Annotated in this window: 16 protein-coding genes; 12 read left to right on the top strand and 4 right to left on the bottom strand. The window is 57.7% G+C overall.

Annotation, left to right across the window (positions count from 1 at the left end; genetic code table 11):
- Positions 1–2 precede the first annotated feature (2 nt).
- On the bottom strand, positions 3–1,529 hold the full coding sequence (locus tag ALTERO38_RS08300) for an inactive transglutaminase family protein (protein WP_148926108.1): 1,527 nt from the start codon (positions 1,527–1,529) through the stop codon (positions 3–5).
- 4 nt (positions 1,530–1,533) lie between these two features.
- On the bottom strand, positions 1,534–2,070 hold the full coding sequence (locus ALTERO38_RS08295) for an ATP-dependent zinc protease (protein WP_159967997.1): 537 nt from the start codon (positions 2,068–2,070) through the stop codon (positions 1,534–1,536).
- Positions 2,071–2,336: 266 nt separating this feature from the next.
- Here ALTERO38_RS08295 and ALTERO38_RS08290 point away from each other — a divergent pair, with 266 nt between their 5' ends.
- The 5 genes from ALTERO38_RS08290 to prpF all read left to right on the top strand — a co-directional run bounded on the left by ALTERO38_RS08290 (position 2,337) and on the right by prpF (position 9,147).
- The gene (locus ALTERO38_RS08290) at positions 2,337–3,059 is read left to right on the top strand and encodes a GntR family transcriptional regulator (protein WP_102836314.1); all 723 of its coding nucleotides are present in this window, start codon (positions 2,337–2,339) and stop codon (positions 3,057–3,059) included.
- Positions 3,056–3,943 carry a methylisocitrate lyase gene (gene prpB / locus ALTERO38_RS08285; RefSeq protein ID WP_159967995.1) on the top strand — a complete coding sequence of 296 codons (888 nt, stop codon included), beginning with the start codon at positions 3,056–3,058 and terminating at the stop codon, positions 3,941–3,943. The genes ALTERO38_RS08290 and prpB overlap by 4 nt, the downstream gene beginning before the upstream one ends.
- Positions 3,944–4,036: 93 nt before the next feature.
- A complete protein-coding gene (gene prpC, locus ALTERO38_RS08280; RefSeq protein WP_159967993.1) occupies positions 4,037–5,164 on the top strand; it encodes a 2-methylcitrate synthase in 1,128 nt (375 codons plus the stop codon).
- Between the two features lie 75 nt (positions 5,165–5,239).
- Positions 5,240–7,843: a Fe/S-dependent 2-methylisocitrate dehydratase AcnD gene (acnD, locus tag ALTERO38_RS08275; protein ID WP_159967991.1), complete on the top strand. Its 2,604-nt coding sequence runs from the start codon at positions 5,240–5,242 to the stop codon at positions 7,841–7,843.
- A gap of 116 nt (positions 7,844–7,959) precedes the next feature.
- Positions 7,960–9,147 carry a 2-methylaconitate cis-trans isomerase PrpF gene (prpF, locus tag ALTERO38_RS08270; protein WP_159967989.1) on the top strand — a complete coding sequence of 396 codons (1,188 nt, stop codon included), beginning with the start codon at positions 7,960–7,962 and terminating at the stop codon, positions 9,145–9,147.
- 110 nt (positions 9,148–9,257) lie between these two features.
- Here the strand turns inward: prpF and ALTERO38_RS08265 are convergent, their stop codons facing one another.
- Entirely contained in the window at positions 9,258–10,076 is an 819-nt protein-coding gene (locus ALTERO38_RS08265) for a pyruvate, water dikinase regulatory protein (protein ID WP_148926103.1), read from the bottom strand.
- A gap of 156 nt (positions 10,077–10,232) precedes the next feature.
- Between ALTERO38_RS08265 and ppsA the strand changes: the two genes are divergently transcribed.
- From ppsA to ALTERO38_RS08230, 7 genes are all read left to right on the top strand, one after another.
- Entirely contained in the window at positions 10,233–12,605 is a 2,373-nt protein-coding gene (gene ppsA, locus ALTERO38_RS08260; protein WP_148926102.1) for a phosphoenolpyruvate synthase, read from the top strand.
- Positions 12,606–12,825: 220 nt separating this feature from the next.
- Positions 12,826–13,314 (top strand): ribonuclease E activity regulator RraA, encoded by a 489-nt coding sequence (rraA, locus tag ALTERO38_RS08255; RefSeq protein WP_102836321.1) that lies wholly within the window; start codon positions 12,826–12,828, stop codon positions 13,312–13,314.
- Between the two features lie 68 nt (positions 13,315–13,382).
- A complete protein-coding gene (locus ALTERO38_RS08250; RefSeq protein WP_148926101.1) occupies positions 13,383–14,375 on the top strand; it encodes a zinc transporter ZntB in 993 nt (330 codons plus the stop codon).
- Between the two features lie 54 nt (positions 14,376–14,429).
- Positions 14,430–14,675, top strand: a complete 246-nt coding sequence (locus tag ALTERO38_RS08245) for a CrfX protein (protein WP_102836323.1) — start codon at positions 14,430–14,432, stop codon at positions 14,673–14,675.
- 2 nt (positions 14,676–14,677) lie between these two features.
- Positions 14,678–15,502: a mechanosensitive ion channel domain-containing protein gene (locus tag ALTERO38_RS08240; protein WP_148926100.1), complete on the top strand. Its 825-nt coding sequence runs from the start codon at positions 14,678–14,680 to the stop codon at positions 15,500–15,502.
- Between the two features lie 82 nt (positions 15,503–15,584).
- On the top strand, positions 15,585–16,175 hold the full coding sequence (gene sigX / locus ALTERO38_RS08235; RefSeq protein WP_159967987.1) for an RNA polymerase sigma factor SigX: 591 nt from the start codon (positions 15,585–15,587) through the stop codon (positions 16,173–16,175).
- A gap of 99 nt (positions 16,176–16,274) precedes the next feature.
- A complete protein-coding gene (locus ALTERO38_RS08230; RefSeq protein ID WP_102836326.1) occupies positions 16,275–17,267 on the top strand; it encodes an OmpA family protein in 993 nt (330 codons plus the stop codon).
- Between the two features lie 708 nt (positions 17,268–17,975).
- Here ALTERO38_RS08230 and ALTERO38_RS08225 read toward each other — a convergent pair.
- The gene (locus ALTERO38_RS08225) at positions 17,976–19,571 is read right to left on the bottom strand and encodes an isocitrate lyase (protein WP_102836327.1); all 1,596 of its coding nucleotides are present in this window, start codon (positions 19,569–19,571) and stop codon (positions 17,976–17,978) included.
- Positions 19,572–20,055: the final 484 nt, after the last annotated feature.

Below are 20,055 nucleotides of genomic sequence, written 5' to 3'. Positions count from 1 at the left end.
GCTCAATCCTTCAAAAAGGCTTTGAAACGAAACAGTTCGGTCAGGCGATAGCCGCGATAACGACCCATCGCAAGCATGAAGCCAACCATGATCAGCAGCACTGCCGGGAAGGTGAACATGAAGTAGGTCAGCTCCGGAATGTTCATCAGCAGGAATGCCAGCGCCGCTGCGATGAGCGTACCGACCGCCACCTTGAACGCATGACCGCCGCCACGTTCTTCCCAGGTGATGGAGAGGCGCTCGATGGTCATGGTCAGGATGACCATGGGGAACAGTGAAACGGATAGGCCGCGCTCGAGCCCAAGCTTGTGGCTGAACAGACTGATCACCGCGATCAGCACTACGACGAACGTGAGCACCACTGACAGGCGTGGCAGCATCTGCAGTTTCAAATGCTCAAGATACGAGCGCAGCGACAGACCCATTGCCGTGATGACGGTGAACAGGATGATGCCGAACCCGATCTGGGTTTCACGGAAAGCCAGAGCAATCAGCACTGGTGTAAAGGTACCCAGTGTCTGCAGGCCGCCAAGGTTGCGCAGAATCAGAATCACCAGAACACCGATCGGAATCATGATCATGATCTGGTACGTCTGCTGGGTTTGCAGTGGCAGTCCGTAAAGCGAATATTCGAGGAAGTCTGCGTCGGTGTTTTCGTCAGTCAGCTTTGCCAGGCGGATGGCGTTCATCTCGCTGCTGTTTAGCGTGAAGGTGACTTGCGGGTTACGTCCTCCTTCGAGGTTCATCAGCGGCTCGTTGCCAGTCCACCAGACCAGGCGGTCTTCCGGCAGGCCTTGCTCCCCGGTTTCCGGATTGAAGTACAGCCACTTGTCACCGTTGAAGCTCCGCAGCCAGAGCTCCGGAGATTGCGCCATGTCGGCCTGCAGGCGAACCGTGTGTACGCGCTCCATGGGGACGTGGGCTATGGACAGCAATAGCTCGATCACCCTTGCCTTGTTGGGCGTCGAAGCGTCACCGCCAAGCAGCAGCTTGACGTTGTCGTCATTGGCATTGTTGACCCGCTTGATGGCTTCGCTGATGAAGGTTTCAACGTCTGCCGAATGCTGGCGAATGGGTGACAGCAATGCTTCTGCCGCAATTTTCTCAGCCCCTTCAACCGGAATGCTGTCACGGAAGATCGGGCCGGTAGCCTTGGTCTGTTCGCCGCTATAGCGTCGGGTCAGTACCAGTCGGTAGTACAGCGTCTGCTTGCCATTGACGCGCCGTGCTGACCAGGTAACCCGACGGTTGCCATCGGCACGATTGATGCTCACGCCATAGTTGTTGGAAATGAAGCTCTCATTGAGGCTGACGAATTCCTGATTGAGCGGCGGTACGTACATCTGCAGCTTCACCGGCTCGCGCGGGTTGGCCTGGAATTCGACTTTGGCGTCGATATTCCAAAGGTCATCGGTTTCATCTTCAGTCACCGGAATGCCCAAGATGAAGATCTGGTAGGCGGTGATTGCGATGCCCAGCGAGACGAGCAAAAGAATCAGGATTTTCAGGTGCAGGGTAAGTGCGCGCATGGGGTTACTCGTCAGCGTCAGATTCGATAATGCAGCCGGGTTTGCCAGCAGCGTACTTAAGGTCAGGGTCGACCAAGGCACCGAAGCGAGAGAGCGCATCGGAACCGATCAAAAGTGGGTATTGGAATGCGCTTCGGTCCGTGAGGTTCACTTCGATGCTACGTTTTGCCTTGCCCATACACAAATTGAGCTCAACAACCGGGCGCGGCGTATAAGTTTTCTCTTCCTCTGGATCAAAGTCACCCGCACGGCGTTTGATCTTGCTGATGCGTTGCAGCGGGAGTTCGATGGGACGGTCATGGGCTTCATCAATAGCCAGGTAAAAGCGCACCCAGCTTTTTCCGTTGCGCTTGAAGCGCTCGATGTCGCGCGCGCTGAGCGAGGCAGTCTGGGCGCCGGTATCAAGCTTGGCTGGCACCTCCAGACCAAAATCCGGCAATGCCACGTGCTCATTCAGGCCGTAGATCGTTTTGTCATCGGCCTGAGACCAGAGCGGGGCGGTTAAGAGGCAGAGCAATAGAAGACGGGTTTTGGTGCTCATAAATCCAGGTAGTCGAGTCGGGAAAGCGGCCGGAACAACGAGCCAGGCTGAAGCACGTCGGAGCGAGCGCCGGACGTGGCGTATATAGCGGCGCATTCTAGCATGGGCGGCAGATCACGAAGCTAGGCTCAAGCCGTACTGCGGCGTCATGGTTCCAGGTGATCTCAGTAACGGCAAGGCGATTGTCGACAATCTACTTTTTTATCATTGACCAAGCGCGTTTCCAGGGCTAAGTTGTGGCCATTAACGGCTGAGGTGTCAACAATATGCTGGATGCGCTGGAAGTCCCCCGCCTTGATCAGGTGGACAGCGGAACCCTCTCCGAGCACGTGTTTCGACGGATTCAGGCGGCCATTGTAAAAGGCGACATCGCGCCCGGTAGCAAGATATCGGAGCCTGAGCTTGCGCGTACCTACGGCATCAGTCGCGGGCCACTGCGCGAGGCGATCCACCGGCTGGAAGGGCAGAAGCTGCTGGTTCGCGTGCCGCATGTTGGCGCACGGGTGGTGTCGCTCAGCCATGCCGAGCTGATCGAGCTCTACGAGATCCGTGAGTCACTGGAAGGCATGGCCTGTCGCCTGGCGGCCGAGCGTATGAGCGAGGCGGAAATTCAAGACCTGCGCAAGGTACTGAGCACCCACGAACGCGATGAGGCCTTTCAGGCCGGCGTTGGCTACTACCAGCAGGAAGGCGACTTCGACTTCCATTACCGGATTATCCAAGGCAGCGGTAACCGCACGCTGGCCAAGTTGTTGTGCGACGAGCTGTATCAACTTGTCCGTATGTACCGCATCCAGTTTTCCGCAACGCCCAACCGCCCGCGTCAGGCGTTCGCCGAACACCACCGGATTCTCGATGCCATTGCCGACCGTGACGGCGAGCTGGCGGAGCTGCTGATGCGGCGCCACATCTGCGCTTCCAAGCGCAATATCGAGCGGCACTACCTGGCTGCTCAACAACAGACATCACAACCAAGAGGTGAGGCATGACACTTCCTACCCCCGGTCAGCGTTTCCGTGACGCGGTGGCCAGCGAGCATCCGCTGCAGGTCGTTGGCGCCATCAACGCCAACCACGCCTTGCTGGCCAAGCGCGCCGGCTTCAAGGCCATCTACTTGTCCGGCGGGGGCGTTGCCGCGGGCTCGCTGGGGCTGCCGGACCTCGGTATCACCGGTCTCGACGATGTGCTGACCGATGTGCGTCGCATCACCGATGTTTGCGACCTGCCGCTACTGGTAGATGTCGACACCGGTTTCGGCTCCTCGGCGTTCAACGTGGCGCGTACCGTCAAGTCGATGATCAAGTTCGGCGCGGCGGCGATCCATATCGAGGATCAGGTAGGGGCCAAGCGCTGCGGCCATCGCCCGAACAAGGAAATCGTCACCCAGCAGGAAATGGTCGACCGCATCAAAGCGGCTGTTGATGCACGTACCGACGACAGTTTCGTGATCATGGCGCGTACCGATGCGCTGGCGGTGGAAGGATTGAATGCCGCACTGGACCGCGCCGCCGCCTGCATCGAAGCGGGTGCCGACATGATCTTCCCCGAGGCCATTACCGAGCTGGCGATGTACAAAACCTTCGCCGACCGCGTGAAGGCGCCAATTCTGGCCAACATCACCGAGTTTGGTGCAACGCCCCTGTACACCACCGAAGAGCTGGCCGGCGTCGATGTGTCCCTGGTGCTTTACCCATTGTCGGCGTTCCGCGCCATGAACAAGGCGGCCGAGAATGTCTACACCGCGCTGCGTCGTGACGGTACTCAGAAAAATGTGATCGACACCATGCAGACGCGCATGGAGCTCTACGATCGCATCAACTACCACGCATTCGAGCAGCACCTCGACTCACTGTTCGCTCAGAAGAAGAGCTGACAGAAAGCCCCCGCTGCGAGCCAGAGGGGGCTGTGCGGTTCATTTTTCAACGTGATTTGCAGTATCCAGAACAAATCCAAGAAGGAGATAGCAATGGCTGAAGCAAAAGTTTTGAGTGGCGCAGGCCTGCGTGGCCAGATCGCCGGCCAGACTGCCCTGTGTACCGTGGGCAAGACCGGTGCCGGGTTGACCTACCGCGGTTACGACGTACGTGAGCTGGCGGCCGAGTGCGATTTCGAGGAGGTGGCTTACTTGCTGTTCTACGGCGAGTTGCCAAACACACAGCAGCTGACCGATTACAAAAGTCGCCTGAAGACCATGCGGGACCTGCCGCAGGCGCTAAAGGAAGTGCTCGAGCGCATCCCTGCCAGTGCGCATCCGATGGACGTCATGCGTACCGGTTCGTCGGTGCTCGGCACGCTGGAGCCGGAGCTCAGCTTCGACCAGCAGCGCGATGTGGCCGAGCGCCTGATGGCCGCTTTCCCGGCAATCATGTGCTACTGGTACCGATTCACTCATTATGGCGTGCGCATCAACTGCACCAGCGACGAAGAGACCCTGGGCGGTCATTTCCTCGCGCTGTTGCATGACAAGAAGCCTAGCGACTTGCACGTCAAGGTGATGAACGTCTCGCTGATTCTTTATGCCGAGCACGAGTTCAACGCTTCGACCTTCACGGCCCGCGTCTGCGCCTCAACGCTGTCGGATCTCTATTCTTGCGTGACCGGCGCTATCGGTTCGCTGCGTGGCCCACTGCATGGCGGCGCCAACGAAGCGGCCATGGACATGATTGAGCAGTGGAAGAGCCCGGAAGAAGCGCGTGAAGCCATCCTCGGCATGCTCGAGCGCAAGGACAAGATCATGGGCTTCGGTCATGCGATCTACAGCGTTTCCGACCCGCGCAACGAGGTGATCAAGGTCTGGGCCGAAAAGCTCGCCGATGAAGTGGGCGACACCGTGCTCTATCCGGTCTCGGTCGCCGTCGACGAAACCATGTGGGAGCAGAAGAAGCTCTTCCCGAACGCCGACTTCTACCATGCGTCCGCCTATCACTTCATGGGCATCCCGACCAAGCTGTTCACGCCGATCTTCGTCTGCTCGCGCGTTACCGGTTGGGCATCCCATGTGTTCGAACAACGCAGCAACAACCGGATCATTCGGCCGAGCGCCGAGTACATCGGTCCGGAGCAGCGCAAGGTTGTCCCGATCGCCCAGCGTTGATCGGAGCGAGGGAGCTCGTCGCCGGGCTCCCCGCACCTTGCCCCACAGAACATTACTGAATTGAGTTCTTCCGGCATGAATACAGAACACCGCAAACCTTTGCCAGGCACTGGGCTTGACTACTTTGACACCCGTGAGGCGATCGAAGCTATTCAACCGGGTTCCTATGACAAGCTGCCCTATACGTCCCGCGTCCTGGCCGAACAGCTGGTGCGTCGCTGTGAGCCCGAAGCGCTGACCGATTCGCTGAAGCAGATTATCGAACGCAAGCGCGACCTCGACTTTCCCTGGTATCCGGCACGCGTCGTCTGCCATGACATTCTTGGCCAGACCGCGCTCGTCGACCTCGCCGGTCTGCGCGATGCGATCGCGGAGCAGGGCGGCGACCCGGCGAAGGTCAACCCGGTTGTTCCGACTCAGTTGATCGTCGACCACTCGCTGGCGGTGGAGTTTGCCGGTTTCGATGCCGATGCGTTCGAAAAGAACCGAGCCGTCGAGGAGCGACGCAACGAGGACCGCTTCCACTTCATTGAGTGGACCAAGACCGCGTTCAAGAACGTCGACGTGATCCCGGCCGGCAACGGCATCATGCACCAGATCAACCTGGAGAAGATGTCGCCGGTGATTCAGGCACGCGGTGGCGTGGCCTTTCCGGATACCTGCGTAGGTACCGACTCGCACACTCCTCACGTCGATGCGCTGGGTGTGATCGCCATCGGCGTCGGCGGTCTGGAAGCCGAAACCGTGATGCTCGGTCTGCCTTCAATGATGCGCCTGCCTGACATTGTCGGCGTACGTCTGACCGGCAAGCGTCAGCCTGGCATCACCGCCACCGATATCGTCCTCGCGCTGACTGAGTTCCTGCGCAAGGAACGTGTGGTCGGGGCCTGGGTCGAGTTCTTCGGCGAAGGTGCCGACAGCCTGACGATTGGCGATCGCGCGACCATCTCCAACATGTGCCCGGAATACGGCGCGACCGCATCGATGTTCTACATCGACCAGCAAACCATCGATTACCTCAAACTGACCGGTCGCGAGCCGGAGCAGGTTGCGCTCGTCGAGCAGTACGCCAAGGAAACGGGCCTGTGGGCGACGGCTCTGGAAGGCGCCGAATACGAGCGCGTCCTCGAATTCGACCTGTCCAGCGTGGTGCGCAACATGGCGGGCCCGTCCAACCCGCACAAGCGTCTGCCTACCTCGGCGCTGCACGAGCGTGGCATCGCCGACGAAGACATGCTGGCTGCGGCCAGGGCCGAGGAGGCCGAAGGCCTGTTGCCGGACGGTGCGGTGATCATTGCTGCCATCACCAGCTGCACCAACACCTCCAACCCGCGCAACGTGGTTGCGGCCGGCCTGCTGGCCAAGAAGGCCAACGAGCTGGGGCTGGTGCGCAAGCCTTGGGTGAAGACGTCCTTCGCGCCGGGTTCCAAGGTCGCCAAGCTGTACCTGGAAGAAGCTGGGCTGCTGAGCGAGCTAGAAAAACTCGGTTTCGGCATCGTCGCCTACGCCTGCACCACCTGTAACGGCATGTCCGGTGCGCTGGATCCGGTGATCCAGCAGGAAATCATCGAGCGTGACCTGTATGCCACCGCGGTCCTCTCTGGCAACCGCAACTTCGATGGCCGTATCCACCCTTACGCCAAGCAGGCATTCCTTGCCTCGCCGCCACTGGTGGTCGCTTATGCCATCGCCGGTACCGTGCGCTTCGACATCGAGCAGGATGTGCTGGGCACCGACAAGAACGGCAATCCGATCACTTTGAAGGACCTCTGGCCGTCCGACGAAGAGATCGACGCCATCGTCGCGTCCTCGGTGAAGCCCGAGCAGTTCAAGCAGATCTACATCCCGATGTTCGATCTGGGCACCATCGAGGAAGCCAAGAGCCCGCTCTACGACTGGCGTCCGATGTCCACTTACATCCGTCGTCCGCCGTACTGGGAAGGTGCGCTGGCCGGCGAGCGTACGCTCAAGGGTATGCGTCCGCTGGCGATCCTGCCGGACAACATCACCACCGATCACCTGTCGCCGTCCAATGCCATTCTGCTGAACTCGGCCGCCGGCGAGTACCTGGCGAAAATGGGCTTGCCGGAGGAAGACTTCAACTCCTACGCGACCCATCGTGGCGACCACCTCACGGCGCAGCGGGCGACGTTCGCCAACCCGCAGCTGGTCAATGAGATGGCCGTGGTCGACGGTAAGGTGCAGAAGGGGTCGCTGGCGCGCGTCGAGCCGGAAGGCAAGGTGATGCGCATGTGGGAAGCCATCGAGAGCTACATGACTCGTAAGCAGAACCTCATCATTGTGGCTGGCGCTGACTACGGGCAGGGGTCCTCTCGTGACTGGGCTGCCAAGGGCGTGCGCCTGGCGGGTGTCGAGGTAATCGTCGCCGAAGGCTTCGAGCGCATTCATCGCACCAACCTGGTCGGCATGGGCGTATTGCCGGTTGAGTTCAAGGCTGGCACCACCCGCCTGACCCTCGGTCTTGATGGCACGGAAACCTTCGATATTGAAGGTGAACTGTCGCCGCGCTGCGACCTGGCCCTGGTCATTCGGCACAAGAGCGGTGAAGAGACCCGTGTCCCGGTCACCTGCCGCCTCGACACCGCGGCCGAAGTCGGCGTTTATGAGGCCGGCGGCGTGCTGCAGCGTTTCGCCAAGGACTTCCTCGGACAGGCGTGACCGTCCGACCACGTAGGGTGGATGGCGTTTTTCCATCCACCGGACCTGCTCTAGCGGTGGATCGGTGAAACGCGATCCACCCTGTGGCCCATTCATTTTTCAGCCAGGAGTCACTCATGGCTCATCAGCCTCAGACCAAGATTCCCGCGACCTACATGCGCGGCGGCACCAGCAAGGGCGTGTTCTTCCGGCTGCAGGACCTGCCGGAAAGCTGCCAAGTGCCGGGCGCTGCGCGCGACAAGCTGTTCATGCGCGTGATCGGCAGCCCCGACCCGTATTCGGCGCACATAGACGGTATGGGCGGGGCCACGTCGAGCACCAGCAAATGCGTCATCCTGTCGAAGAGCAGTCGGCCTGAACACGACGTCGAGTACCTCTATGGACAGGTGTCGATCGATAAGCCCTTTGTCGATTGGAGTGGCAACTGCGGCAACCTTTCAACCGGCGCCGGTGCGTTCGCGCTGCATGCCGGTTTAGTGGACGCCAAGCGCATTCCGAAAAACGGCACCTGCGTGGTTCGGATCTGGCAGGCCAACATAGGCAAAACCATCATCGCCCACGTGCCGGTCACCAACGGCCAGGTGCAGGAGACCGGTGATTTCGAGTTGGACGGCGTGACCTTTCCCGCTGCCGAGATCGTGCTCGAATTCCTCGATCCGTCCGACGACGGCGAGGAGGGCAGTTCGATGTTCCCTACCGGCAACCTGGTGGATGATCTTGAGGTTCCCACCATCGGTACGCTCAAGGCGACAATGATCAGTGCGGGCATCCCGACAGTTTTCGTCAATGCCGAGGACATCGGCTACCAAGGCACCGAACTGCGTGAGGACATCAACGGCAATCCGGATGCTCTGGCTCGTCTGGAGTCGATTCGTGTGGCCGGTGCGTTGCGCATGGGCTTGATCAAGACCGCGGACGAGGCGCTGACCCGTCAGCACACGCCGAAGGTTGCCTTTGTCTCGCCGCCTAAAACCTATCGAACCTCAAGCGGAAAAACCATTGATGCGACCGAAGTGGATCTTCTCGTCCGCGCTCTGTCGATGGGCAAGCTGCATCACGCGATGATGGGCACGTGTGCGGTGGCCATTGGTACGGCAGCTGCGGTCCCGGGTACGCTGGTCAATCTGGCTGCTGGTGGCGGCGAGCCTCAGGCGGTGCGCTTCGGCCATCCGTCCGGCTCCCTACGTGTCGGCGCAGAGGCAAAACAGGTCGACGGTCAGTGGACCGTAACCAAAGCGATCATGAGCCGCAGCGCTCGAATATTGATGGAGGGGTGTGTGTGTGTGCCCGGCGATACCTTCTGACGATATAACGACACTCGACGACTGATTTGCGACGGAACCGGATTCGGTTGGAGCTGAATAACAAAAAAGTCCGCACAAAGCGGACTTTTTGTTGTCTAGCAAAACGGCAGCTATTTGAGCCGGCGTTCCACGCCTTTCTCGACAAGAATCTTGGCGGATATTTCTTCCACCGAGAAATGGGTCGAGTTGATGTAGTTGATGTTCTCGCGACGGAATAAGTTCTCGACCTCGCGAACTTCGAACTCGCATTGGGCGTAACTGGCATAGCGGCTGTTGGGTTTGCGCTCGTTGCGAATGGCGGTCAAACGGTCAGGGTCAATGGTCAAACCGAACAGCTTGTCGCGGTGGGTCTTGAGGGCGGTAGGAAGTTGCAGCCGCTCCATGTCGTCTTCGGTCAGCGGATAGTTGGCGGCCCGGATGCCGTACTGCATTGCCATGTACAAGCAGGTGGGCGTTTTGCCGCACCTGGAGACGCCGACCAAAATAAGATCGGCCTTGTCATAGTAGTGCGTGCGGGCACCGTCATCGTTGTCCAGAGCGAAATTGACAGCGTCAATTCGCTCCATGTAGTTGGCGTTATGGCTGATCGAATGGGATTTGCCGACGGAATAGGAAGAACGTGACATCAGTTCATGTTCCAGCGGGGCAAGGAAGGATGAAAAAATGTCGATCATGAATCCATTGGACTCAGCCAGGATGTCACGTATCTCCTGGTTTACCAGCGTATCGAATATGATCGGTCGGGCGCCGTCGCTGTCCGCCGCCTTATTGATTTGCTGTACCATTGCCCGCGCTTTTTCAGCCGTATCGATATATGGCCGCGTGAGCTTTGTGAAAGTAATGGTTTCGAACTGTGCCAGTAGGCTTTGGCCGAGCGTTTCGGCCGTAATCCCGGTACCGTCGGATATGAAAAATGCAGTTCGTTTCATTGCGCTTGGGACCTTAAGTCAAGAACGGTTCTCAGCTATAGTAGGCCCCTTCGCCGAGCCTCGATTGGCAGGCATTGTTACTTATTTTGCAGGGCCAGGCCACCGTGCCGCGGATGGGCACGAACCGAGTTTCCAACACAACGTGGAGAGATCACCTTGGTAGAGTACGTAGTTTCCCTCGATAAGCTCGGCAATCATGATGTTGAGCGTGTAGGGGGCAAGAACGCCTCCCTCGGCGAGATGATCAGCAACCTGGCAGGTGCAGGTGTTTCGGTACCTGGTGGTTTCGCCACTACCGCCGAGGCCTATCGTGATTTCATGGAGCTTAGCGGTCTTAACGAGCAAATCCATGAGCTTCTCGATGCGCTGGACGTGGACGACGTCAACGCGCTTGCCAAAGCCGGCGCGCAGATCCGCGGCTGGGTCATGGAGGCGCAATTTCCTCCCAAGCTAGATGCCGACATCCGAACTGCATTTGCTGAAATGGCCGGTGGCAATGAGCACATGGCGGTTGCAGTTCGCTCTTCGGCGACTGCGGAGGACCTGCCGGACGCTTCGTTCGCCGGGCAGCAGGAAACCTTCCTTAACATCCGTGGCGTCGACAACGTTATTCGTGCTGCCAAGGAGGTCTTCGCCTCCCTCTTCAACGACCGTGCAATCGCATACCGTGTCCATCAGGGCTTCGACCACAAGTTGGTCGCGCTGTCAGCGGGTGTTCAGCGCATGGTTCGCTCCGAGACTGGCACTGCAGGCGTGATGTTTACGCTGGACACTGAGTCAGGATTTCGCGACGTCGTGTTCATCACCGGTGCTTATGGCCTCGGCGAGACTGTTGTCCAGGGTGCGGTCAACCCAGATGAGTTCTACGTACACAAGCACACCCTCGAAGCCGGCCGCCCAGCCATCCTGCGCCGCAATCTCGGCAGCAAGGCTATCAAGATGGTCTACGGGGAAGAGGCGAGTGCCGGCAAGTCGGTCAAGACCGTCGAGGTTGACCAGGCTGACCGCATGCGCTTCTGCCTGACCGATGAGGAAGTGGCTAATCTCGCCCATCAGGCGATGACCATCGAGAAGCATTATGGCCGCCCGATGGACATCGAGTGGGCAAAAGATGGTGATGACAATCAGCTGTACATCGTCCAGGCGCGCCCTGAAACAGTTAAGAGCCGCAGCAGCGGGAACGTCATGGAACGTTACCTGCTGAAAGAGAAAGGCAAGGTACTGGTCGAAGGCCGTGCCATCGGTCAGCGTATCGGTGCCGGTCCGGTAAAGATCATTCACAACGTTTCCGAGATGGACAAGGTTCAGCCGGGCGATGTGCTTGTTTCCGACATGACCGACCCTGACTGGGAGCCGGTGATGAAGCGCGCCAGCGCCATTGTCACTAACCGCGGTGGTCGCACCTGCCACGCGGCCATTATCGCTCGCGAATTGGGTATCCCTGCAGTGGTCGGTTGCGGTAACGCCACCGAGTTGCTTCAGGACGGCCAACGGGTCACCGTCACCTGTGCCGAGGGCGACACAGGCCTGATTTTTGAGGGCGAGCTGGGCTTTGACATCCGTCAGAACTCTATCGACGCTATGCCGGAACTGCCGTTCAAGATCATGATGAACGTCGGTAACCCGGACCGTGCGTTTGATTTCGCCCAGCTGCCCAATGAAGGCGTCGGTCTGGCGCGTCTCGAATTCATTATCAACCGAATGATCGGTGTCCACCCCAAGGCGCTGCTCAACTTCGATGGCTTGCCGGCTGATGTGAAGAGCAGTGTCGAGAAGCGCATTGCCGGCTACGGCGACCCGGTCGACTTCTACGTCGAGAAGTTGGTCGAGGGCGTCAGCACCCTGGCGGCTGCGTTCTGGCCGAAAAAAGTCATCGTGCGGCTGTCTGATTTCAAGTCCAACGAATACGCCAATCTGATAGGTGGCAAGCTCTACGAGCCGGAAGAAGAAAATCCGATGCTCGGCTTCCGCGGCGCATCGCGTTACATCAGCGAATCCTTCCGCGACTGCTTCGAGCTCGAATGCCGTGCGATGCGCAAGGTTCGTGACGTGATGGGACTGACCAATGTCGAGCTGATGGTGCCTTTCGTGCGCACCTTGGGCGAAGCCTCCCAGGTTATCGACATCCTGGGACAGTTCGGTCTCAAGCGTGGCGAGAACGGGCTGCGCATCATCATGATGTGCGAGCTGCCTTCCAACGCGTTGTTGGCAGATGAGTTCCTAGAGTTCTTTGACGGCTTCTCCATTGGCTCAAACGACATGACCCAGCTTACGCTTGGTCTGGACCGTGACTCCGGGATCATTGCTCATCTGTTCGATGAGCGTAACCCGGCCGTCAAGAAGCTGCTGGCGAACGCGATCGAAGCTTGTAATAAAGCGGGCAAGTACATCGGCATCTGTGGTCAGGGTCCTTCCGATCACCCTGATCTGGCCAAATGGCTGATGGAGCAGGGCATTGAAAGCGTATCGCTGAACCCGGATTCTGTACTAGATACCTGGTTCTTCCTGGCGGACGCCGAAATCAAATAAACGCAGCAGAACGGCAGAAGGGCGATTGTCGCCCTTCTGCTTGATCTCCATCGCGTCATAATCTCAGCCGTCTACCGCTGTCGCGTTAGGCGCGGCTTTGCCAGCGCTGTTGTAGCGATTGCTGCGGGACTCGGTGATAGAGATTGTTGCGCGAACTGCTTGTCCATGGTGGATGTTTACGTCCAACGCCGGACGCGTTTCAAGAATAAGGAAACTTACCATGCAATACATCACCCCTGATCTCTGCGATGCCTACCCCGAGTTGGTGCAGGTGGTTGAGCCGATGTTCAGTAATTTCGGTGGCCGCGACTCCTTCGGCGGTCAAATCGTCACCATCAAATGCTTCGAAGACAATTCGTTGGTCAAGGAGCAGGTGGATCTCGACGGTACTGGCAAGGTGCTGGTAGTTGATGGTGGCGGCTCGCTGCGCCGCGCATTGCTTGGTGACATGCTTGCCGAAAAGGCGGCGCGCAATGGCTGGGAAGGTCTGGTCATCTATGGTTGCATACGTGATGTTGACGTGATCGCGCAGACAGAACTGGGCGTTCAGGCCTTGGCTACCCATCCGATGAAAACCGACAAGCGCGGCATCGGCGACCTCAATGTTCCGGTGACGTTTTGCGGGGTTACTTTCCGCCCTGGTGAATACGTGTATGCCGACAACAACGGTATTATCGTTTCGCCCGAAGAGCTCAAGATGCCTGATTGAGCAGCGGCCGTCGGTTGATCAAGCCCGGCAATGCCGGGCTTTTTTGCGATTTGTAGGAGGCGGGACCGTTGCATGATGAACTAGGGCGTACAGGGCTTCTGCATGCCCTTGTGTTAAACGGGCAAGGCGGTGCACGCAGGATTGGCTATACGGACATCTCCACTCTGGAATTGGCCGAGCATGAAAGCTTGTGGCTCCATTGGGATCGAAGTCAGGCACAAGCACAGGCTTGGCTGCGCAACCACAGCGGTTTGAGTGCTTTCGCCTGCGACGTATTGTTGGAAGAAAATACTCGTCCGCGTTTGCTTTCGCTGCCCGACGACGAGCTGCTGTTGTTCCTGCGAGGCGTGAACCTGAATCCCGACGCCGAGCCTGAGGACATGGTTTCGCTACGTGTTTTTGCCGATGCGCGCAGAGTGATTTCGTTGCGCCTGCGGCCGCTGCGCTCGACCGAGGTGGTGCTTCATCAACTGGAAACTGGAGTTGGTCCGAAAACAGCGTCCGAAGTATTACTGAGCCTGGCTGACGCGCTTACCGATCGGGTTGATCAACTCGTCGCCGTCCTGACCGAAAAACTGGATGCCGAAGAGGACAGAGTCGAGACGGATGAACGGTACACGCCGCCACAAGACAAGATGTTGTCATTGCGGCGCCAGGCGGCTGGTCTGCGCCGTTTCCTGCTACCGCAGCGCGAAATCTATGCGCAGCTGACACGCAATCGACTGCCGTGGTTTGTCGACGACGATACGGACTACTGGAATGAGCTTAGTAACCGGTTGATTCGTTATCTGGAAGAGCTGGAGCTGGTTCGTGAGCGCGTCAATCTAGTGCTTGAAGCCGAAGAAAGGCGAATGCGCGAGCGAATGAACAGAACCATGTACCTGCTCGGCATCATTACCGGCTTTTTCCTGCCGATGAGTTTTCTTACGGGATTGCTCGGGATCAATGTCGGCGGCATCCCTGGCTCCGAAAACCCTTACGGGTTCGCAATAGCCTGTGTGCTCATTGGTGCGGTTGCGTTTTTTCAGTGGTGGATCTTTCGCCGGCTGAAATGGGTGTGATGTGACTACTCATAGGGCTGTGCCGTCAGAGTCACACTGTTGTCGAGGTATACCATGCACGACCCCTTTGAAGAATCCCTGCGGGACATGCTCAATACGCAGCCGGAGCGTCACGACGATGCCCGTCTGGATCGTGTTCTGAAAACAGCTAATCGACAGGTGGGTGCTGGCGACCTGTTTGGCCTGATTGGCCACTGGCTGCAGGGCGTTATGATCGCATTCAATAGCGGCGCTCCGCACACCTCGGCTGTTACCCGTCGTCATTCCGATTCCCGTACCTCTTTCAATAAGGCCGATTGATCATGGAACTTGATCCCTGGAGCCAGAGCTTTCTGGGTGCTATGAGCGCTCTTTGGCAACCCGTCGCTGCATTCATCCCGCGCTTGTTCGGGGCGCTGTTGCTCGTAGCTATCGGTTTTGTGGTTGCCAAACTTTTGGACACGCTGCTGTCGAAGGTCCTAGCCAAAATAGGACTGGACCGGTTGGTTGCCGGTACCGGGGCGACAAAGCTGCTTGGGCGTGCAGGTATTCGCATGCCGATCTCGGTGTTGCTCGGCAAGATTGTCTATTGGTTCGTGTTGCTGATCTTCTTGGTGTCGGCTGCAGAATCCCTGGGCCTCGCCCGCGTTTCGGCAACACTTGATATGCTCGCGCTTTATGTGCCTAAGGTTTTTGGCGCGGGGCTGATTCTGTTGGTTGGCATATTGCTGGCTCAGCTGGTCAATGGGCTGGTGAGAGGAGCTGCGGAGAGCGTCGGCTTTGAATACTCCGCTGGGCTCGGGCGGATTGCGCAAGGCTTGGTGATCATCATCATCATCTCGGTGGCAATCGGTCAGCTCGAGGTAAAGACCGAGCTGCTCAACTACGTTATTGCCATTGCGCTGATATCCATTGGGTTGGCTGTTGCGCTGGCTTTCGGCCTTGGCAGCCGAGAGCTGGTGAGTCAGATTCTCGCTGGCATCTACGTGCGTGAACTATATGAGGTTGGCCAAAGGGTGCGCATCGAAGAGCTGGAGGGTTCGATTGAAGAGATCGGGACAGCGAAAACCTTGCTGCTCACTGATGAGGGCGAGCTGATCTCGGTTGCAAATAGAGTGCTGCTTGAGCAGCGCGTAGGCAGCCGTTAGGCCCGGTATTCTGTTAAAGTGCGCCGCCTCTTTTGCGGGTTACCGCAAACGGCCGCCACGATTATTGCCGGTTCGAAGCGTCTTGACTAAAGCCCAACTGCCGACCATGAGCTACGACCCCCGCCAGCTCTCCGATGAGGAGCTGGTGCAGCGTGCCCATGCCGAGCTGTTTCATATAACACGCGCCTATGAAGAGTTAATGCGCCGTTATCAACGCACGCTCTTCAATGTATGTGCGCGGTATTTGGGAAACGACCGAGACGCAGATGACGTCTGTCAGGAAGTGATGCTTAAGGTTTTATATGGCTTGAAGAACTTCGAAGGTAAATCGAAGTTTAAAACATGGCTATATAGCATCACTTATAACGAGTGCATTACCCAATACCGAAAGGAGCGTCGCAAGCGGCGTTTACTTGATGCATTGAGCCTTGATCCTGTCGAGGAAGCATCCGACGAAAAGGCTCCCAGCGTTGAACAAAGGCCCGAGCTAGACAAGTGGCTCGTTCATGTGAATCAGATTGATCGGGAGATTCTTGTTTTGCGTTTTGTCGCGGAACTGGAGTTTCAGGAAATTGCCGACATCATGCACATGGGACTAAGCGCAACGAAGATGCGTTACAAACGAGCGCTTGATAAATTGCGCGAAAAATTCTCGGGAGTCGCTGAAACTTAATGGCATTAAGCTGTCCTATTGTTAGCGAACAGCTTGGGCTTGCAGTTAGCCGGTTTCCTTAGATTGTTCTGATACTCACCACCAGATGGGGATTTACGGATGAAGCTTAAAAACACCTTAGGCGTTGTAATTGGCTCTTTGGTTGCCGCCACTTCTATTAGCGCGCTGGCCCAAGGCCAAGGTGCCGTAGAGGTGGAGGCATTCGGTAAGCATTATTTCACCGATAGCTCGCGCGATGTGCAGCGTGACGGCGAACTGTACGGGGCTGGCGCTAGCTATTTCCTGACTGATGACGTTTCGCTTGGTTTGTCATATGGCGAATACCATGACTTGACGTCCCAAGACCCTGTTGGCGCGGGCGGTCATAAGGACATCAAAGGCAGCCTGACTTCCCTTGATGCTACCTATCACTTCGGTCAGCCAGGTGTCGGTCTGCGTCCCTATGTTTCTGCCGGGGCAGCTCACCAGAGCATCGGTCAAGCCGCGCGTGGCGGTCGTGATCACAGCACCTTTGCCAATGTCGGTACTGGCGTGAAGTACTACTTCACCGAAAACTTCTTTGCCAAGGCAAGTGTTGACGGCATGTACAACATCGACGCGGACGAAGCCGAGTGGATGGCTGGCGTAGGCGTTGGCCTGAACTTCGGTGGTGGTGCTCAGCAGCAGGTTGCACAGGTCGAACCGACCCCAGCTCCAGCGCCTGCACCTATGGTCGACAACGAGCCAGAGCCAGAGCCAGAACTGGTCCGCGTCGAGCTGGACGTCAAATTCGATTTTGACAAGGCGCGTGTTCGCGAAGAAAGCTATAACGACATCAAGAACCTGGCTGATTTCATGCAGCAGTATCCTCAGACCAACACTACCGTTGAGGGTCACACTGACTCGGTGGGTACCGATCAGTACAACCAGCGGTTGTCCGAGCGTCGTGCCCAGGCCGTTCGCGAAGTACTGGTTAACCAGTACGGCGTTGAGAGCCAGCGTGTCGATTCCGTCGGTTACGGTGAAACCCGCCCGGTTGCTGACAACAGCACTGAAGAAGGGCGTCAGATTAACCGTCGCGTGGAAGCAGAAGTCGAAGCACAGGTTCGTTAATGATCTTGTTTCGCTAGCTCAGCCGGCGCCTGGCAAGTCTTAGGTGCCTTCTAGCTATAAAAAACCCGATGCCAGACTCTGGCATCGGGTTTTTTGCTTTTGTCGCCACGCGGTTATGTCAATCGTGAGCGCCTTGTTATTTGGGAGTGCTACGTGAGTAGCGTCAGCACCCATCGCCCCTAGGCGCTATCTGAAAGACGCACATCTCGATAACCCTGAGGGCTGCCGCCCGTGTCACGGGCGTTCGGCGTGTATCTGTTCCTCACAGTTCCTTCTCCCAGCCGCCACAATCATTGCTTCGATGTATGGAAGTCCGCCTCTTTGCTTGCCAGTGGCATGATGCTCTGAGGAGATGCCAGGTGCGTCACTCTGCTGCCTCAGGGGAGTTTGCTAGCGCCATACCGCTATGAACCAAGCGTTCGGCAGGTTGGGAGTATGCCTGCACAGTATTCCTTATTGGGCGGCGGCAGCCCGCTCACAAGTTTCGATCCAGAACGGATATTCCCGAGCATCTGCAGCTGCTCTGCAGCGTAATGCTAGGGGATGTCAAAGTAGAGGAGCTCGCGTGGCGACTGAGGTGATGCCCATGCCTAGATTGCAGCGCTTGCACAAACAAAAAGGCTGCCCCTTTTAAGGGGCAGCCTTTAGGCAGATGCCAAGGCATCTGCAGACCATTGACCCAGACGGCGTCTGGGTCAGATCCAGCTTTTAGTGGAACTGGTTCATGGTGTTGTCTTTACCGCTCGCTTTCAGAGCCGCTTCGCCAGCGAAGTACTCCTTGTGGTTGTCGCCGATGTCGGAGCCAGCCATGTTCTGGTGCTTGACGCAGGCGATACCCTGACGCAGCTCTTGACGCTGTACACCTTTGACGTAGGCCAGCATGCCCTGATCTGCGAAGTACCCTTTTGCCAGATTGTCGGTCGACAGTGCGGCGGTGTGGTAGGTCGGCAGGGTGATCAGGTGGTGGAAGATACCGGCGTGAGCGGAGCCATCCTTCTGGAAGGTACGGATCTTCTCGTCGGCAACTTGAGCCAGTTCGGTTTCGTCGTACTCGACGCTCATCAGTTTGGCGCGATCGTAGGCTGAAACATCTTTGCCTTCGGCAACGAATGCATCGAACACCTGCTGGCGGAAGTTGAGGGTCCAGTTGAACGACGGGCTATTGTTGTAGACCAGCTTGGCGTTCGGGATCTCTTTACGGATCTCGTCAACCATGGCTGCAATCTGGCCAACATGAGGCTTCTCGGTTTCGATCCACAGCAGGTCGGCGCCGTTTTGCAGCGAAGTGATGCAGTCGAGGACGCAGCGGGCTTCGCCGGTGCCTTTGCGGAACTGGAACAGGTTGCTCGGCAGGCGCTTAGGACGCAGCAGCTTGCCTTCGCGGTTCAGAACCACGTCACCGTTGTTCAGATCGGCAGCGGAGACCTCTTCACAATCCAGGAAGGAGTTGTACAGGTCGCCCAGGTCACCAGGCTCTTTGGTCACTGCGATCTGCTTGGTCAGGCCGGCACCCAGGGAGTCGGTACGCGCAACGATAACGCCGTTGTCGATGCCCAGCTCGAGGAATGCATAGCGGACGGCGGCGATCTTGGCCAGGAAGTCGGCGTGAGGAACGGTTACTTTGCCGTCCTGGTGGCCGCACTGCTTCTCGTCGGAAACCTGGTTTTCGATCTGGATGCAGCAAGCGCCTGCTTCGATCATGCGCTTGGCCAGCAGGTAAGTGGCTTCCGGGTTACCGAAGCCAGCATCGATGTCGGCGATGATCGGTACGATATGGGTTTCGTAGTTATCGATCTGATTCTGAATTTCGGCAGCCTTGGCGTTGTCGCCAGCTTCACGAGCAGCGTCCAGCGCGGTGAACAGCAGGTCCAGCTCGCGGCTGTCAGCCTGACGCAGGAAGGTGTACAGCTCTTCGATCAGGTCGGATACGGCAGTCTTCTCATGCATGGACTGGTCCGGCAGCGGGCCGAACTCGGAGCGCAGAGCAGCAACCATCCAGCCGGACAGGTAGAGGTAACGCTTGTTGGTAGTCTTCAGGTGCTTCTTGATGGAGATCAGCTTCTGCTGACCGATGAAGCCGTGCCAGCAGCCGAGGGACTGCGTGTAGGCGGACGTGTCGGCGTCGTACTCGGCCATGTCCTTGCGCATGATGTCGGCAGTGTACTGCGCAATTTCCAGACCGGTCTTGAATCTGTTCTGAGCGCGCATGCGAGCTACGGATTCAGGGTTAATCGCGCTCCAGCTGCTTCCAGCTGCTTCTTTCAGAGCGGCAACGGCTTTGATGTCGTTTTGATAAGCGGACATGGTCAATCCTTCAAAGAGATTCGTGTTTGGTTGAGCACCGACTTTTCCCACTGAAACCTGCGTGTTTGCGCTGATGATGCGGGCAACACGCGGCAGAGCGTCGAAATATCGACCGAGACGAGGATTGAACCAAAGAGAGGAGGGTATGCAGTTACGACCGCAAGAGAATTCGGTTAGCTGTGGAATGATCGTGGCATTCCTGCACACAGCGACGCGTGGGCCGTTGAGTGAGTCAGCATACTGATGTCTCGAGCTGATGCGTTAATCGCTTCCCCGTCCCTCAGGACGACTCGTTCCAGTCGCAACCTCGTCAGTCCGCCTTGTGGGCAGTACAGTCACGGAACGCCTCTGCTGGTTGGCTGAGTGCGATCCGGAGACCCTCTTCAGGGCCCCTGGTTAGCGGGAGCGGAGCCATAATGCGCTGGCGAAAAGTGTTCGTCAAATGTTTTGTAGTGAACTTTAGTAGGCACTACATCTTTTAACT

The sequence above is a fragment of the Pseudomonas sp. 9Ag genome (assembly GCF_902506445.1).
GTDB classification, from domain to species: domain Bacteria; phylum Pseudomonadota; class Gammaproteobacteria; order Pseudomonadales; family Pseudomonadaceae; genus Stutzerimonas; species Stutzerimonas stutzeri_AB.
The sequence above is the reverse complement of the archived record's forward strand: the minus strand, read 5'-3'. Positions and strand labels throughout refer to the sequence as shown.

Coding starts and splice junctions, on each gene's coding strand:
- ALTERO38_RS08295 (WP_159967997.1), bottom strand. CDS start 2,070: ATGAGCACCAAAACCCGTCTTCTATTGCTCTGCCTCTTAACCGCCCCG.
- prpB (WP_159967995.1), top strand. CDS start 3,056: ATGACACTTCCTACCCCCGGTCAGCGTTTCCGTGACGCGGTGGCCAGC.
- prpF (WP_159967989.1), top strand. CDS start 7,960: ATGGCTCATCAGCCTCAGACCAAGATTCCCGCGACCTACATGCGCGGC.
- prpC (WP_159967993.1), top strand. CDS start 4,037: ATGGCTGAAGCAAAAGTTTTGAGTGGCGCAGGCCTGCGTGGCCAGATC.
- ALTERO38_RS08225 (WP_102836327.1), bottom strand. CDS start 19,571: ATGTCCGCTTATCAAAACGACATCAAAGCCGTTGCCGCTCTGAAAGAA.
- ALTERO38_RS08290 (WP_102836314.1), top strand. CDS start 2,337: ATGCTGGATGCGCTGGAAGTCCCCCGCCTTGATCAGGTGGACAGCGGA.
- rraA (WP_102836321.1), top strand. CDS start 12,826: ATGCAATACATCACCCCTGATCTCTGCGATGCCTACCCCGAGTTGGTG.
- ALTERO38_RS08230 (WP_102836326.1), top strand. CDS start 16,275: ATGAAGCTTAAAAACACCTTAGGCGTTGTAATTGGCTCTTTGGTTGCC.
- acnD (WP_159967991.1), top strand. CDS start 5,240: ATGAATACAGAACACCGCAAACCTTTGCCAGGCACTGGGCTTGACTAC.
- ALTERO38_RS08265 (WP_148926103.1), bottom strand. CDS start 10,076: ATGAAACGAACTGCATTTTTCATATCCGACGGTACCGGGATTACGGCC.
- ALTERO38_RS08240 (WP_148926100.1), top strand. CDS start 14,678: ATGGAACTTGATCCCTGGAGCCAGAGCTTTCTGGGTGCTATGAGCGCT.
- ALTERO38_RS08245 (WP_102836323.1), top strand. CDS start 14,430: ATGCACGACCCCTTTGAAGAATCCCTGCGGGACATGCTCAATACGCAG.
- ALTERO38_RS08300 (WP_148926108.1), bottom strand. CDS start 1,529: ATGCGCGCACTTACCCTGCACCTGAAAATCCTGATTCTTTTGCTCGTC.